At 36.6% G+C, this 14,770-nt stretch carries 17 protein-coding genes; 5 read left to right on the plus strand and 12 right to left on the minus strand.

The genetic code is table 11. From position 1 onward, the window contains the following. Positions 1–4 precede the first annotated feature (4 nt). The 4 genes from AC1Z3T_RS03155 to AC1Z3T_RS03170 all read right to left on the minus strand — a co-directional run bounded on the left by AC1Z3T_RS03155 (position 5) and on the right by AC1Z3T_RS03170 (position 2,054). Entirely contained in the window at positions 5–415 is a 411-nt protein-coding gene (locus AC1Z3T_RS03155) for a DUF6691 family protein (protein WP_005031691.1), read from the minus strand. A 2-nt stretch (positions 416–417) separates the two neighbouring features. Continuing rightward, positions 418–834: a YeeE/YedE family protein gene (locus tag AC1Z3T_RS03160; RefSeq protein WP_034708834.1), complete on the minus strand. Its 417-nt coding sequence runs from the start codon at positions 832–834 to the stop codon at positions 418–420. A gap of 202 nt (positions 835–1,036) precedes the next feature. Next, positions 1,037–1,789 (minus strand): ATPase, encoded by a 753-nt coding sequence (locus AC1Z3T_RS03165; protein ID WP_100885290.1) that lies wholly within the window; start codon positions 1,787–1,789, stop codon positions 1,037–1,039. A 7-nt stretch (positions 1,790–1,796) separates the two neighbouring features. Further along, positions 1,797–2,054 carry a hypothetical protein gene (locus AC1Z3T_RS03170; RefSeq protein ID WP_100885291.1) on the minus strand — a complete coding sequence of 86 codons (258 nt, stop codon included), beginning with the start codon at positions 2,052–2,054 and terminating at the stop codon, positions 1,797–1,799. Between the two features lie 232 nt (positions 2,055–2,286). Between AC1Z3T_RS03170 and AC1Z3T_RS03175 the strand changes: the two genes are divergently transcribed. The 5 genes from AC1Z3T_RS03175 to AC1Z3T_RS03195 all read left to right on the plus strand — a co-directional run bounded on the left by AC1Z3T_RS03175 (position 2,287) and on the right by AC1Z3T_RS03195 (position 7,065). Further along, the gene (locus AC1Z3T_RS03175; RefSeq protein ID WP_004830638.1) at positions 2,287–2,598 is read left to right on the plus strand and encodes an ArsR/SmtB family transcription factor; all 312 of its coding nucleotides are present in this window, start codon (positions 2,287–2,289) and stop codon (positions 2,596–2,598) included. A gap of 118 nt (positions 2,599–2,716) precedes the next feature. Continuing rightward, positions 2,717–4,444 carry a SulP family inorganic anion transporter gene (locus AC1Z3T_RS03180; protein ID WP_005031695.1) on the plus strand — a complete coding sequence of 576 codons (1,728 nt, stop codon included), beginning with the start codon at positions 2,717–2,719 and terminating at the stop codon, positions 4,442–4,444. Between the two features lie 169 nt (positions 4,445–4,613). Continuing rightward, positions 4,614–5,810 (plus strand): serine/threonine transporter SstT, encoded by a 1,197-nt coding sequence (sstT, locus tag AC1Z3T_RS03185; protein WP_100885292.1) that lies wholly within the window; start codon positions 4,614–4,616, stop codon positions 5,808–5,810. Between the two features lie 31 nt (positions 5,811–5,841). Further along, positions 5,842–6,516, plus strand: a complete 675-nt coding sequence (locus tag AC1Z3T_RS03190) for a YoaK family protein (RefSeq protein WP_004830634.1) — start codon at positions 5,842–5,844, stop codon at positions 6,514–6,516. Positions 6,517–6,531: 15 nt separating this feature from the next. Beyond that, positions 6,532–7,065 (plus strand): DUF2058 domain-containing protein, encoded by a 534-nt coding sequence (locus tag AC1Z3T_RS03195; protein WP_004830633.1) that lies wholly within the window; start codon positions 6,532–6,534, stop codon positions 7,063–7,065. A gap of 263 nt (positions 7,066–7,328) precedes the next feature. Here AC1Z3T_RS03195 and AC1Z3T_RS03200 read toward each other — a convergent pair whose 3' ends face one another. The 8 genes from AC1Z3T_RS03200 to AC1Z3T_RS03235 form a co-directional block, all read right to left on the minus strand. Then, positions 7,329–8,069: an adenosylcobinamide-GDP ribazoletransferase gene (locus tag AC1Z3T_RS03200; RefSeq protein ID WP_100885293.1), complete on the minus strand. Its 741-nt coding sequence runs from the start codon at positions 8,067–8,069 to the stop codon at positions 7,329–7,331. Further along, positions 8,066–8,677 carry a histidine phosphatase family protein gene (locus tag AC1Z3T_RS03205; RefSeq protein ID WP_004830631.1) on the minus strand — a complete coding sequence of 204 codons (612 nt, stop codon included), beginning with the start codon at positions 8,675–8,677 and terminating at the stop codon, positions 8,066–8,068. The genes AC1Z3T_RS03200 and AC1Z3T_RS03205 overlap by 4 nt, the downstream gene beginning before the upstream one ends. Positions 8,678–8,701: 24 nt before the next feature. Next, positions 8,702–9,754, minus strand: coding sequence for a nicotinate-nucleotide--dimethylbenzimidazole phosphoribosyltransferase (gene cobT / locus AC1Z3T_RS03210; RefSeq protein WP_100885294.1), 1,053 nt, complete (start codon positions 9,752–9,754; stop codon positions 8,702–8,704). Between the two features lie 71 nt (positions 9,755–9,825). Beyond that, the gene (gene cobU, locus AC1Z3T_RS03215) at positions 9,826–10,347 is read right to left on the minus strand and encodes a bifunctional adenosylcobinamide kinase/adenosylcobinamide-phosphate guanylyltransferase (protein ID WP_100885295.1); all 522 of its coding nucleotides are present in this window, start codon (positions 10,345–10,347) and stop codon (positions 9,826–9,828) included. Then, positions 10,335–11,003 carry a 2'-5' RNA ligase family protein gene (locus AC1Z3T_RS03220; RefSeq protein WP_100885296.1) on the minus strand — a complete coding sequence of 223 codons (669 nt, stop codon included), beginning with the start codon at positions 11,001–11,003 and terminating at the stop codon, positions 10,335–10,337. The genes cobU and AC1Z3T_RS03220 overlap by 13 nt, the downstream gene beginning before the upstream one ends. Before the next feature lie 101 nt (positions 11,004–11,104). Beyond that, a complete protein-coding gene (locus AC1Z3T_RS03225; protein ID WP_100885297.1) occupies positions 11,105–11,779 on the minus strand; it encodes an HAD family hydrolase in 675 nt (224 codons plus the stop codon). A 65-nt stretch (positions 11,780–11,844) separates the two neighbouring features. After that, complete coding sequence (locus AC1Z3T_RS03230) at positions 11,845–13,440, minus strand: histidine-type phosphatase (protein WP_100885298.1); 1,596 nt, start codon at positions 13,438–13,440, stop codon at positions 11,845–11,847. Between the two features lie 75 nt (positions 13,441–13,515). Further along, positions 13,516–14,766: an MFS transporter gene (locus AC1Z3T_RS03235; RefSeq protein WP_100885299.1), complete on the minus strand. Its 1,251-nt coding sequence runs from the start codon at positions 14,764–14,766 to the stop codon at positions 13,516–13,518. Positions 14,767–14,770: the final 4 nt, after the last annotated feature.

Genomic DNA, 14,770 nt, shown 5'->3' on the forward strand with positions numbered 1-14,770 from the left:
CCCACTACACTCCTACAACCTTACGGTGAATAAGGACACCAGCCAACATTGCGATAATAAAGTACAGTGCGGGATAAACACCTGCGCCGATCAAAGTAAATGCAGGAGCTGGACATATACCTGCGATTCCCCATCCTATTCCAAAAAGTACAGCGCCGAGGATCAACTTTGTATCGATTTTCGTATTGATCGGTAAGTCAATTTTTTCATTAAATAAAGTGACTGGCTGACGTTTCACCTTCTGAAATGGTAAAAATGCGACCATGATCGCGCCGATCATGACAAAAGCCAAACTTGGGTCCCAATGACCAAATATATCTAAAAAACCAATCACTTTTGCAGGATTCGACATGCCTGAAAGCATGAGACCAATTGCAAATAAACCACCAAAAACAAAAGCAAATATATTTTTCATGTTCATGCTCCCAACACATGACGCATCACATAAACAGTCATGAATCCTGCCAGCATAAAAGTACAGGTTGCAACGAATGAGCGTTTAGATAAGCGACTAATCCCACAAATACCGTGTCCACTGGTACAGCCTGAACCCAGTCGCGTACCAAATCCAACCAAAAGACCTGCAATGATCAATAAAATTGGATCTGTAGTCATCATTTCAATTTGTGGATGAACCATAGAATTATAAAAAAATGGCGTAATCAACAAACCTAATAAAAACCATAATGCAGGCGTTTTTAACAGGGTTTTAGGGTCTAATACTTGTGCAACTAAACCACTAATACCCGCAATACGACCATTCACCAATAAATAGCCGACAACAGCCAGCCCAAGTAAAGTTCCACCAATGAAAGCAAGGATAAAGTCATGCATCATTTTAAACCAAAACAATATATATTTTTATAATATATGTTTTAATAATTTATTCAATATCATTCTTGTATATCGATATAAACTTTTCTGCAAACACATGAATAATATAAATTTTCAAAATTAAGCGCTATGAGTTTGGCTAGACCAACTCATAACTCGTTGATACATTGACAGACCTTTGAATGAAAAATTGAATACAGAATCATTCTTCATTAAATTCATTCAATACTTTATCAACAAACCATTTGGGAAAATAATGGACAGCTGGATTTAATTTTAATACTTCGGCATTCTCAATTTCAGCAATAAAAGAAGCTTTTTCACCATCACTTGAATTATCAAAAATATATGCGCGATCAGAAACCTCAATAGCGGACATCAATAAATCTAAACTGCGATAGTATCGTTCATAGATCTTATGTTCTGGAACATCATGTCCACCGGCATAAACACGATACTTAACACGTGCAATATTTATTTTAGGATCTACTGTCGCAACATAATATAAATATGTTTTGAACCCTTGACGTTTTGCTTCACCTAAGAATTCGACTTTACTGGCATGTGACATCACTGTTTCAAATGTAAAGCTTATTTTGAGCTTTAAAAACGCCATTCGAATAAAATCAATGATGCGCGCACAAAGATATGAATCTATTTCATCTAATTCAAAAATAATCACTTGATCATGTATGATTTTAGGTTGAGTGAATAATAGAGGTACTAATGTTTCATTTCTTTTACGTTTATTTTGTTTTAAAAACGTCAATAAGGCAGGAGCTGATAAAGCTGCATGGTAATCACTTAAACAGAGTTGCTGAGTAGCAAGCAACTGTTTTTCCAATTCATCAGCATTTAAATACGCTCCAATTTGATTCGGAGCTAAATAGTCTTTGATGGTACTTTTACCTGATCCATTCGGACCAGCAAACATTCTTATTCGTGGTGGTCGCATGTAAAAATTATGCCAAGACCTCTTGTTTCTTTTTACGCTTTAAAACACTACGTTTTAATTTAGGTAATATATATGCTGTAGATAAATCTTGAATAACGGTGACTTCATCATGCAATTGTTGAACAAGTTGTCGATCTTTAACATAGGTGACACCCGCATCAGACATACTCGCCTGCCTAAATGCATCATGAAATGCATCAATAGCAAGCATTGGAATTGTTGCTTCTTCCCGTAATGAAGTTTTCATGACTGTAAATTGACTCATGGAAAAATCCCCAGTCTGTTTGCGTTGTTTTCGTTATCATAACATAAGACGTATTTTTGTCTATTTATTCAACATCTTTCATACATGTCAAAATACCGCTAAATATTGTATAAATATCAACATGTATATATTTATAAAATTGATTTAGAAATTCACGAAAAAACATATGTTCGAACCCATGCGACATGCTTGGACACAGTTATACTAAGCCAAACCATGATGGAAATGTTTTATGCCCAACGATCTTAAAATTGATGTCATGCGTGACTCTGCCTCATCAGTTGTTACAATCCTAAAATCTTTGGCGAATACTGATCGTTTACTCATTTTGTGTCATTTGGCTCAACAAGAGTTGAATGTTTCACAAATTGAAGAACACACTCAAATTAATCAACCAACACTCTCACAACAATTAATGATGTTACGTAAAAGTGATGTGGTTGCGACACGTAGAGATGGAAAACAGATTTATTATTCGATTAAAGATGACAAACTCACCACTGTTTTAAAAATGCTGTATGACCTTTACTGTCCTAAAATTTAAACTTTTTCTATAATTTTAAAAATAAAAACAGAAACTTATCTCTTAAGCACTTATTGTCGCTATTTTTCTTAGCATTTTTTCTGCATAATATATATGAAAATGTGATATTGAAAATTCAATGGCTACTCCTAGATTGCAATTTAGTAAAATGCTTCCTGCTTGGCAATGGTTACAAGACTATACTGTTCCTAAATTTCGAGCCGATTTACTCGCCGCTTTAATCGTTATTGCCATGCTGGTTCCACAAGGAATGGCATATGCAATGGTTGCAGGCTTGCCTCCAGTCACGGGGTTATATGCCAGTATTTTACCAATGATCATCTATGCCATCGTTGGCGGAAGCCCAACTTTGTCCATTGGTCCTGTTGCACTGATTTCGATGATGACCTTTGCAACGCTTGAACCTTTGTATGAGGTTGGATCACCTGTTTATATTCAAGCCGCATGCTTATTGGCAATTTTAGTTGGCATACTTTCGACATTACTTGGCATTTTTAGGTTTGGTTTTTTAATTCGTTTAATCAGCCATCCTGTAATTAAAAGTTTTATTATCGCCTCTGCTGTGTTGATTGCACTCAGCCAAGTGAAGTTTATGTTGGATATTCCACTAAAATCAGGAAATATCGTTGAGTTTATCCAAAGTGCTTGGCAATATCTTCGATTTACCAGTATTGAAACTTTAGTTTTTGGTATCGCTGCAACACTGTTTTTGCTCTATATGCCAAACCTTTTGAAGTCAAAAATCTGCCATACCTTTTCAACTTCTGTGCAATTTTGGATCAAGGCACTGCCTCTTATATTGGTGTTTATTTCAATTGCATTGATTCATTTTTTACATATAGATCAATATGGAATTAAAACTGTCGGTGAAATTCCTTCAGGATTTCCACCGTTTGCCATGCCTTACTGGAACTGGGATTTAGTGATTCAGCTTCTGCCTGGTGCAGCCATGATTACAATGGTCAGTTTTGTAGAGTCTATATCCATAGCTCAGACGACTGCCTTTCAACAACGTAGTGAATTAAATAGCAATCAAGAGCTTATAGCCTTAGGTCTTGCCAATTTTAGTGCTGGTGTTACCTCGGCATTTCCTGTGACGGGTAGCTTATCCCGTACTGTAGTCAATGCAGATGCTGGTGCAAAAACACCGATGGCTGGAGTTTTATCATCTATTTTTATTGTTATTGTCAGTTTATATCTTACAGGATTATTTAAAGAGTTGCCTCTGGCAATTCTTGCAGCAACCATTATGGTGTCGATTTGGAAGTTAGTCGATTTTAAGCCGTTTATTGAAACTTGGCGCTATTCAAAAGCAGATGGTCTTGCAATGTGGGTGACCTTTTTTGGCGTATTGTGTATCGACATTTCTACAGGTCTAATCATCGGCATTATTTCGACATTCATTTTGTTATTGTGGCGAATCAGTCGCCCACATATCGCTGTGATTGGTCTAGTTGAAGGTACTCAACACTTTCGTAATATTTCCCGCCATGAAGTGCTGACCAGTACCAATATTGTCTCAATCCGTATAGATGAGAATTTAACTTTTTTAAATGCTAATACTTTAAAAGAATTTGTGATTTTTGAAGTCAGTCAACATCCTGAACTACATCATGTTGTGATTAATTGTTCAAGTATCAGCAATATTGATGCAAGTGCTTTAGAAACATTGGAAGAAATCAATAATGAATTAAAGAATTTAAAAATTCAGATGCATTTTACTGAGATTAAAGGTCCAGTTATGGATCGTTTAAAACAGTCGAATTTAATCAATGAACTGAGTGGGACAGTCTATTTGACGCATTACCAAGCAATGCATGCCTTAGATGCTCAAACTTTCAGATAAAAAATCATTTAATTTATCAACAATTTTTAATATGATTGCTGAAAAAGCTATATATTTTTTAATATCTTAATTTTTATGGTGAAAATGTGGTATTTAAGTTTTCGCGTTTAGGTATAGAATAGCCGGCTTGTTCATTGATTTTAGACCAGTTTAGGCAAAAAGGTTCAATATGTTTGCTGCCCTAGCACGTTTAAGTTTAGTTACACGTATTCTTATTGCCATCATTCTTGGTTTTTTAGTTGCGTATTTATTTCCAAATTCAGCCGGATATTTCAATATTTTAGGCGAGCTTTTTATTAAAGCATTAAAATCTATTGCACCGATTCTGGTATTTGTATTGGTTCTGGCTTCAATTGCTAATTTTAAAGTGGGTGCCGGTGCAAGCAATTTAAGACCTATTCTGATTTTATATGCCATCGGAATGTTATTGGCTGCGATCAGCGCAATAATAATTAGTACCTTATTCCCAAGTACACTCATTTTCACGCATGCCAGTGAAGCAGCTTTACAACCACCAGGAAGCGTGGCTGAAGTATTAAAAAATTTACTGCTGAGTTTTATTACCAACCCAATCACAGCACTACATGAAGCCAATTTTATTGGTATTCTGGCTTGGGCTGTTGGTCTAGGTGCTGCACTTCGTCATGGTTCGGAAACCACAAAACAAGTGATTACAGATGTAGCAGATGCAGTTAACAGTATTATTCGTATTGTGATTTCATTTGCGCCAGTCGGTATTTTTGGTTTAGTGGTCGCTACTTTTGCACAAGCTGGTTTGGAAACGCTAAAAAACTATGCACATTTGATTGCAGTCCTTGTGGGAACAATGTTGTTTGTTGCATTGGTGATCAATCCATTGATCGTGGGTATTGTGATGCGTAAAAACCCATACCCTTTGGTACTCAAATGCTTAAGAGAAAGTGGTATTGCTGCATTCTTTACCCGTAGTTCTGCGGCCAATATTCCAGTCAATCTTGATTTGGCGAAACGTTTGGGTGTAAATGATGCCACTGCCAACGTTGCGATTCCTTTAGGTGCGACAATCAACATGGCTGGCGCAGCAGTAACGATTACGGTACTCTCTCTAGCAGCAGTACATACCCTTAATATTCATGTTGATATTGTCACCATGGTTATCTTATGTATTGTATCTGTTTTATCTGCATGTGGTGCTTCAGGTGTTGCCAGTGGTTCTTTGCTACTGATTCCAATTGCATGTGGTTTGTTTGGGATTCCTTCTGAAATCGCAATGAAAGTGGTGGCGATTGGGATGGTCATCAGTATATTGCAAGATTCAACAGAAACTGCATTAAATTCATCTACTGACGTTATATTTACCGCAGCAATTGACCTCTCAAAAAGGTAATTTGCCAAAAGTATGAAGAAAAGAAGGAATTATGCCTCTTCAATATTTACCAGCCTGGATTCAGCTTGGTGCTTTTATGCTTGCAGTCAATGCAGGCATAATTAATGTATTGGGCTTAATCACGGTTCTACACCAATCGATCTCTCATATGACAGGTAATGCCAGTTTGTTTGCTCAAGCACTGGTACATCAGCAATATAGTCATGTTGTTTATCTGCTGTTGATTATCATCAGTTATGTGCTGGGTTCAAGCTATAGTGGCTATATTTTAGGTAATAGTCATTTTCAACTTGGTCGCAGATATGGGATACCGCTGAGTCTAGTCAGTATTTTTATTTTTTTGTGTTGGGTATTTATTCTCTATCATCCGCAATACGCCTTACTTTGGGCAAGTGCCGCCATGGGTATACAAAATGCCATGGTGAGCCATTACAAAGGTACAATTATTCGTACCACGCATCTTTCAGGTGTATTAACAGATTTAGGATTAGCATTAGGCTATTTTTTCAGAGGGCTTGTGGTTGAAAAACGCCGCATAACTTTGCATTTACTGATTCTTTTTGGATTTATTCTGGGTGGAATCATTGCCAGTATTGTCCATCCTTATTTACAATTGAATGCATTCCTTATCCCTGCTGGATTAAGTTTAGTATTAAGCTTAGTGTATTGGTTTATTTATTTTCGGCATGGCTCGAAACACAGTTAATCGTTGGTTATTATTATGGTTAAAAACGCATTACAAGCGCAATTACTCAAAGCTGGCTTAGTTGATAATAAAAAAGCAAAGAAGCTTTCTAAGCAAGCACAACATGAACAGCGTACTGGTCAAAGTAATGAGGCTGAACTCAAAGCAAAAATTGAACAAGACAAACAAGAAAAAGTCTCTAAAGACCAGGCACTGAATCAAGAAAAACAAAGAATTTTAGATGAAAAAGCATTGAAAGCATCAATCATCCAAATGATCAAGCAACATAAAATCAAAGATACAGATGGTGATGTTACCTATCAGTTTATTGATGGTTCAATTAAGAAAATTTATCTTAATCAACAAGTCTACAATGCTCTGGTTGCAGGTAGCTTAGTGATTGCACATGATCATGATGCTTATGCCATTTTACCTAAAGCTTTAGCAGATCGTATCAATGAGAAAATGACTGGCTTTATTATTGTCAATAATTCTGAAAAGAATGAACAGGTCACAGATGAAGAAGATCCATATGCAGCTTACGTCATTCCAGATGATTTAATGTGGTAATTTTGGGTCAAATTAAAACGTATTTAATTATGTAAAAAATGGATTGTGTGCTCAGATGAATCGAAAAGAATCATCGACACAATCCAGCTTAAACAGCGCAATGAACGATCTTGAAATAAGCATTCTGGCACTAACCATATGTATTCTTATCACGCAATCAATGCATTGGTATCAATAGATATCAAATATAGCTGTGGCTTTGAAATCACTAAATCAAAAAATGTCTTGATTAATATTCCCACACTAAGAAAGATCAAGAATAATTAAAGATAAAAACCCAAAATCACAAAACTAAGCAAACAAACAGTTTCTGCAATCTCTATACTCGCACCAATCGTATCCCCTGTAATGCCATCAATTCTTTGAATAAATTTATGTCTGAGATAAATGAGCGTTAAAATAAAAATGATTGCTGTCGCTAATCCAACCCAAACAAAGTATCCGACAGCCAATAGACTGATACTAAAAATGATGATCGACCATGTTTTAGGGATGTATTGTGCAATGGTAGAACCTAAACCTCTTTCACGAACATATTCTGTGGTCAGAAATAAAAAAAGTGGCGTTAAACGTCCAAAAACTGGAAATAACACCAAAGCAGTGTAGAGCTGTTCTTGAAGTAAAACATACAATGCAGACCATTTAATGATACAAACAATGATCAGACTTAATACGCCAATTGGTCCACAGGCAGGGTCTTTCATTATTCTAAGGGTATTTTCTTTGTCACCAAAACCACCTACCCATGCATCGGCAGTATCTGCCAAACCATCCAGATGAAGTCCACCTGTTAACCAAATCCAGATCACCAGAATAAAAGTGCTTAATAAAACAACAGGTAAAACATGCAATAGGCTGGCTACTGCATAAAGTACTAAGCCAATTAATAAACCAACCACTGGATAGAATAATAATGAACAGCCATTCTGCCGCGGTGAAGGCATTTTTCTTAAATGAACAGGAACAATCGTTAGAAACTGCAATGCAATAAAAAATGGAGTCATCTACCATCCTCCAAAAGTTCTAGTTGCATGGTTTCACTGTCTAAAATAAAGCGATTTAATTGCCCTAAATCAGCAGTCATTTTTAAAATATCATCTAAAGATTGTTGCAGCGCCATACATTTTAATAACTTAATCACACCGCCATGTGTGACCACTAAAGCAGTTTGACTGTTTGATGCCAGCATATGTTGTTGAATCGAATACAATGCCTGATTGATTCGAGATTGAAAATCTAAATATTTTTCAGCATTGGGTGGGGTAAAACGAGTTGGGTACTGCCAAAAATTTGCCAAAAGCTCAGGAGAATCTGTATAAATCTGTTGAACAGAAATACCCTCCCAGTCCCCAAAATGTATTTCTTGAAGCCGTTGATCCTGCATCAACGGAATCCTGACTTGTTGTGAAAAAGACTGAGCAAATTGTGCACAGCGTTTTAAAGGAGAGCTGAACACATAATCCCACTGTGTTTGAACTGAGTTTTGATCTAAGAATATGCTCTGGTGCATTTGCTGCCAGCCCAATTCTGTTAAATCGTCATCAGTCGAGCCGCGCAAAGTATGACTTAGCGTGGTTTCGCCGTGACGTAATAGATCAACCCTCAGTTTCATTTATCTGCTCTTGTTTTGAATATTTTAAACTTTTTCACCAATCACAGCAGCTTCAGCAAATGTTGCCATATTGTTATGTAAGCTACATGCGAGTTTAATGACCCCTAGTGAGGCTCCTGCTCCACTTCCTTCCCCCAAACGCAAATTCAATTTTAATAATGGATCAGCATTGAGTTCTTGTAATATACGCAAGTGACCATATTCAGCAGATTGGTGTCCAAACAACATCCACTGACGAACTGCAGGATTCAACTGAACTGCTACCAAAGCTGCAACAGAACTGATAAATCCATCCACAATCACAGCTAAACCGACTTGAGCACAACGAATATATGCACCCGTCATTGCTGCAATTTCTAAGCCACCGACTGCACAAAGTGCCTTAAATACATCACTTTTAACATAATTTTTATGCATTTCAACAGCATTTTTAATTATATTTTTCTTATGTATCAATTGCTCTTCTCGAATCCCTGTACCTACACCTGTTAATTGCTCTGCTGGTTCATTTAATAAAAAGCTTGCAACGGCTGAAGCAGCACAGGTATTTCCTATTCCCATTTCTCCAGCAATATAAATCGAAGCATGATTGGCAAAGGCTTTTTCAACACTTTTACGTCCTAAATCCATAGCTTGAGCACATTGTTCTTCCGTCATCGCCACTTGTTTTGCAAAGTTTGCTGTTCCTGGCGCAATACAGTGACGTTCAACACCTTGATATTCGTAAGCGTCTCCGACCGTACCACAATCAATCACTTGCAATGTTGCTGCATATTCTTTGGCAATCACACTGATACATGCACCGCCAGTTGCAAAATTTTGCAGCATTTGTCGTGTTACCGCTTGCGGATAGGCAGACACATTTTCTGCCATTACCCCATGATCACCAGCAAATATTGTAATCCAAGGATGTTCAAGCTGTGGTTTAGGATTATTTTGTAGACTTGCCAATTGCACAGCGACATTTTCTAGAGCAGCAAGTGAACCCGTCGGCTTGGTCAATTGCGATTGACGTTCTTCAGCCTGTTGTTTCATCTCTGCACTTGGAACTTTGCATGTTTCTAACCACCAACTCATTGTTTTTCTCCGTTTCAATCATTTTTAAACATATAAATATCAATTCGATCTATGATTTCGACCACTAGAAATCATAGAGCTTCGTTTTTTAAAACTATTGGAAAACCAGCAACACAAAATACAACTTTATCAGCAATTTGCCCCAACTGCTGATGCAAGCGCCCAGACTCGTCAACGAATTTACGGGTGATTTCTCCCATAGGAACAACACCAAGTCCAGTTTCATTACTCACCAAGATCACTTGAGACTCTAATTTAGGCAGGATTTGCAGTAGTTTTTGACATTCCTGAATCTGTAGATTTTGATCATCATGTATTAACAAATTACTCATCCACAAAGTTAAACAATCGACTAGAATCAAATGCCCTTTTTGATCATTTTTTTCCAATATATCCGCGAGATAATGTGTTTCTTCAATCAATTCCCATTCAATTGGGCGTTGCGACTGATGGTGAGCTATGCGTACTTGCATTTCCTGATCCCAAGCTTGGGCAGTCGCAATATAGATCACTTTTAAATCTGAATCTTTTGCAATCTGTTCTGCAAGTTTACTTTTTCCAGAACGTGCGCCCCCTAAAATTAGTTGCAGCATGGATTCTGCTCCAAAGATACTTTTTTAGTATTTGAGTTAAATGAATAGTATTCTAAATCAAATAATTTGCCTTGTAGATCGTTTGCTTTATAAAAACCAAAATGCAGTTGATCTATCGTGATTTCAAACTGTTGTTGCTGTGTCATTTCAATTTCTTCTAAAATTTGTTGTGATGGAAACTCTGCTTTATAAAGCCCTAGAGTAATATGTGGACAATATTGTGTAGGTGCTATTTCTTGGGTTGAGTATGATAAAATTTTTTTAATATTGCTTAGGCTATTTTGATCATCATGAATATCAACAAAAAGTGCACTGCTAAAACTGTTTATCTTACCCGTCTTGAGTTTAAAAGGTTGAAGATTACTTTTCTTTAAATCTTGCAGGTGCTGTTGTAATTGTTTGAATTGGAAATCATCATCGAATTGTGGAGATAAATCTGTTAAAAACCCACAAATATGTATCGTGATATGAAATTGTCGTGTGTTGGGATGAAATAAAAAATTTGAAAACTTTTGTCTCAATTGATTTAGATAAGCCCCTAAGGCTGGATGCTTAATTTCAATGTACCATAAAGCGTAGTTTTCCCTCCCTTTGTGCCACTCAGGATAATCATATGCTTGTGTTGCTACAGTGGTACTTTGGGAATGTAAAAACATGTTAAAATTCACATTCGTTTGAATGACTCTATTAAAGCATGGAATCCACTGATTTAATTGCTAAATTGCATGAGTGTTGTTCAATCAAAAGAGAATTTTATTCAATTTAATTGTTCAAGCTTACTTTTAAAATCTTTCATTGACTCAAAATAATCATCTGCCATGTCCAACATGCACTGATTTGGCGCTTTAATATCTCGAATCAAAATAGCTACACCACTTGCATCATGTGCTGAACGAAGCCCATTTTCTGAATCTTCAATCATAAAGCAGTTTTTTGGTGCTAAATTGAATTTTTCACACGCAGTTTTAAAAATTTCTGGATGAGGTTTTCCTTGTAATACCTCATCACCACACACTAAAAATTTAAAATAATGCTCAATATTGGCGATTTGAAGGTATTTCTCCGCAATCTCCCGCGCACTTGATGTAGCGACTGCCATGGGAATCTGACGTGAATAGAAATACTTCAATGTTTCGAGTACACCCTCTTTTAATGGCACGCCATTTGACTCAATCATCGCCAATTCAATTTGAGCTGCACGTTTGCGAATCTGCTGATAAGGAATATTTGCGCCATAAAATTGCTGTGCTAAAAGTTCAGAGCTTGACTCATTAAGCCCTAAGCATTGCATTAAATAATCCAGTGAGAATTCAAGCTGCATAATGTCTAAAGAGGCTTGTTGTAAAGCTTTAAATCTAAGCCGTTCTGTATCCAGTAAAGTGCCATCCATGTCAAAGATCGCAGCTTGAATAATATGTTGATGAAACTTCACACTTGACCTATAGAAAATAAATAAAAGGGAGACGTATATCTCCCACACATTAAAATAGCAAACTATTAAATATTATAGCATTGCTTAAGCTTTAAATAATCATAATAATAACTCTTGGTTTTATAACGCGCATAATCACATTCTTGTTTAAAACTGATCTCTTTTTCGTTATACAACATTTTCAACAAAGTTTGACCTTGTGAATTTTGATAAATATCCCACTGTACATTTGCAGCCATTGGGGAGATATCTTCACCACGCCATGTGCTGTTGTTGTAACTAAAAGTCTGTGAAAAAGGCACAGATTGCATCATGCCTTTCAGTTCCAAACTGGTGGCTAAAGGAATAATGATTTCAGCGTGGGCAAAACGAAGTACAGCAATATTCTTTTGACGCTTATTGATCACATCATCTACTTGTTTAAATAAATCTTGCTTGAGCGACTGCGCAATTTCAGTTGTGATGGCTTTGCCCGCATCAAAACTCGGTCCTTTACTATAGAAATCATTGGCATCGTTATATTGTGCATAAAACTTGGCAGCATCGATTGGCATATATTTGCTAAAATCTGTAGCGCCTAGTTCATCTTGCATTCCACCGGTAATAGAATATAACTCATATAAATACGCCGCCGCATCTACTGCACTTGTAATGGTATTTTTACCTTTGCCTTTTTCAGTAATTTGTTCACCTTGAGGACTGGTGACAGTAAACGATCCTGTATTACTAAAGGTATAGCCAGCTTGCCCCAGTTTTTGAATAAACGTTGCTTTAAAAATAGGTGTTAACACCGCTGTTGCGATTTTTTGTGCATTATTGTCTGCGCTTAATTCTTTAAGCTTTTGTTTTAAACTTAAATCATTTTCTTCATACTCTTGGTATTTCAGGCTTGCATCATAGACTTGCTTTTCTAAATCCGTTTTGATGTTGGCAAGATCATCCTGTGCATTCAAACTGTGAAAATATAAGTTAAAGCGACTTACACCACCATCTGCGATACTCGGTACAGATCCACTGTTTAAACTTTGATAACTCGCAGGTGTAATCGAACTCTTTAAATTCGGTTGCTGTTTTAACAATTCATTGCTAAAGAATTTTGCACTGTCTACGGCGCGATCTACGCCCGAACTTACGATTTGAATGGTTTTGCCCTGCTGACTGGCTTGATTAAATAAGTCAGGTAAACGCTGCAACAGTCGATCTGCAATTCCACGATGTTCTTTAATCCCGATCGATGATTCATTGCCATAACCATATTGGCGGATGCCTTCTACACCATAACCCAATAGAATATTGGCTTTCATCATTGCTTCTAGATCAGCACCAAGTTTTTCGCCCAATGGCGTTAAAGCATTTTCTTGTTTGGCTTTTAGCCACATGTTGTAAAGTGCTAGATCATATTTAATACTCGATAAACCACGTGAGCCATGTCGTGCAACAAGTTCAGTAAAAACTGCCTGATAGCCAGCAGGTTGAGCTTCATAAGTGCTTAATTTCTGTTGCGGTAAATAAGGTTGTTTGGTCTGCAAATATAAAGATGTAGTTGTCTGTGGTGCCGTTGTAGTTGAGTTCCTATTATCCGTATCATCATTACAGGCAGTAAGAAATAAACCAGAGCTCAAACATATAAATAAAGAATGTTTAAATTTTAAATTTTTCATCAGCAAAGTGTCATATTGGACTAAATGCCGAAGAAACTAGTCCAATAATATGACACTGATATGACTTTATCGATATTATTTTTCTCTATTCCATTTAAAAACAATGAAATAAACATAAAATACGGCAAAAATACCAATCAATAAATAATATGGAAAAATTATGTTGAATTGATACAGTGCTGTACTCAACAAAGGTGCAACCACTAAGCTGAGCGCTTGCACCATTGTACATAAGGCTGCTATTTTCGTTTGATCATGGATAGAGACCGACTGTGATGCACCTGTGGTAAATGCAGGCATTAAACACGCCACGGCAATCCCATAAAAAATATAAGCGAGCTGAAAGATGATGATCTCTTGGGTATATGTCGACATCAACAACCCTATCAACATTGCCGATAATCCAGCCACCAATAAGGTTTGCAATGACCATTTTAACCATTTTGAAATTGCCACTTGCATAGCAACCAATGCAATACCAACAATTAATGAACATTGCGAAAAATACAATGCACTTTGTTCAATACTGAACTTAAATTTATCTTGGATATAAAAGCCAGCCGTTAAATTCAGGGTAACAATGGCGATGTACAAACTGAATCCTAAGATTAGCCAGATAAAAGCTTTGTTTAACGTATGTTTATTTTGATTCTTTGTTTGATACTGCTCATCAATATCCAGTGGTTGATTGGCTAAATCCGTATGGTTTTGATGCAAATTTTCTGGAAATTCGACTGAATTTTGATTATTTTTTTGGTAAAAGCTTACGATCAATATACTTAAGATTGCGAGAATCACCACAGCCAACCACATGGGAATTAAGATCCCATAAACGATCAATAATGTCGTTAGAAATGGTCCTAAAATTAATCCTAAACTGTTGAATGCACCAAACTTTGCCATCATTTGGCTACGTTGTTTTTCTTCTTCATAGCGTGTCATCACATAACTTTGTAAAGCAATCTGCGGCATTGCCATAAAAATACCTGTACTGCTGCGACTTAATAACAGTAAAGCAAATAACAGCCCTGCTGGTACACTATAATGCAATCCATAACTGAGTACACCTGAGAACAGTCCCCATGTGATGGTCATACCAATAAAACCTAAACTGAGTAAATAATATTGATTTTGTAATTGAGTTTTTTTTGAGATCCAGATTGCCGTTAAACTCATCAACAAAGCACTTGCAGAAATCAATAAGCCTGCTTGAAGTTCTGACATTTTAAGCTGCCGAATCAAGGGTGCAAGCAAAGGCAAAATCATGGAAAAACTCATTCCATTTGCTAGACTTGCAGCTAATAAAATCGTATTGTTTTTATTCATTTAG

Source organism: Acinetobacter sp. B-6, from assembly GCF_056930735.1.

Coding starts and splice junctions, on each gene's coding strand:
- AC1Z3T_RS03155 (WP_005031691.1), bottom strand. CDS start 415: ATGAAAAATATATTTGCTTTTGTTTTTGGTGGTTTATTTGCAATTGGT.
- AC1Z3T_RS03160 (WP_034708834.1), bottom strand. CDS start 834: ATGCATGACTTTATCCTTGCTTTCATTGGTGGAACTTTACTTGGGCTG.
- AC1Z3T_RS03165 (WP_100885290.1), bottom strand. CDS start 1,789: ATGCGACCACCACGAATAAGAATGTTTGCTGGTCCGAATGGATCAGGT.
- AC1Z3T_RS03170 (WP_100885291.1), bottom strand. CDS start 2,054: ATGAGTCAATTTACAGTCATGAAAACTTCATTACGGGAAGAAGCAACA.
- AC1Z3T_RS03175 (WP_004830638.1), top strand. CDS start 2,287: ATGCCCAACGATCTTAAAATTGATGTCATGCGTGACTCTGCCTCATCA.
- AC1Z3T_RS03180 (WP_005031695.1), top strand. CDS start 2,717: ATGGCTACTCCTAGATTGCAATTTAGTAAAATGCTTCCTGCTTGGCAA.
- sstT (WP_100885292.1), top strand. CDS start 4,614: ATGTTTGCTGCCCTAGCACGTTTAAGTTTAGTTACACGTATTCTTATT.
- AC1Z3T_RS03190 (WP_004830634.1), top strand. CDS start 5,842: ATGCCTCTTCAATATTTACCAGCCTGGATTCAGCTTGGTGCTTTTATG.
- AC1Z3T_RS03195 (WP_004830633.1), top strand. CDS start 6,532: ATGGTTAAAAACGCATTACAAGCGCAATTACTCAAAGCTGGCTTAGTT.
- AC1Z3T_RS03200 (WP_100885293.1), bottom strand. CDS start 8,069: ATGACTCCATTTTTTATTGCATTGCAGTTTCTAACGATTGTTCCTGTT.
- AC1Z3T_RS03205 (WP_004830631.1), bottom strand. CDS start 8,677: ATGAAACTGAGGGTTGATCTATTACGTCACGGCGAAACCACGCTAAGT.
- cobT (WP_100885294.1), bottom strand. CDS start 9,754: ATGAGTTGGTGGTTAGAAACATGCAAAGTTCCAAGTGCAGAGATGAAA.
- cobU (WP_100885295.1), bottom strand. CDS start 10,347: ATGCTGCAACTAATTTTAGGGGGCGCACGTTCTGGAAAAAGTAAACTT.
- AC1Z3T_RS03220 (WP_100885296.1), bottom strand. CDS start 11,003: ATGTTTTTACATTCCCAAAGTACCACTGTAGCAACACAAGCATATGAT.
- AC1Z3T_RS03230 (WP_100885298.1), bottom strand. CDS start 13,440: ATGAAAAATTTAAAATTTAAACATTCTTTATTTATATGTTTGAGCTCT.
- AC1Z3T_RS03235 (WP_100885299.1), bottom strand. CDS start 14,766: ATGAATAAAAACAATACGATTTTATTAGCTGCAAGTCTAGCAAATGGA.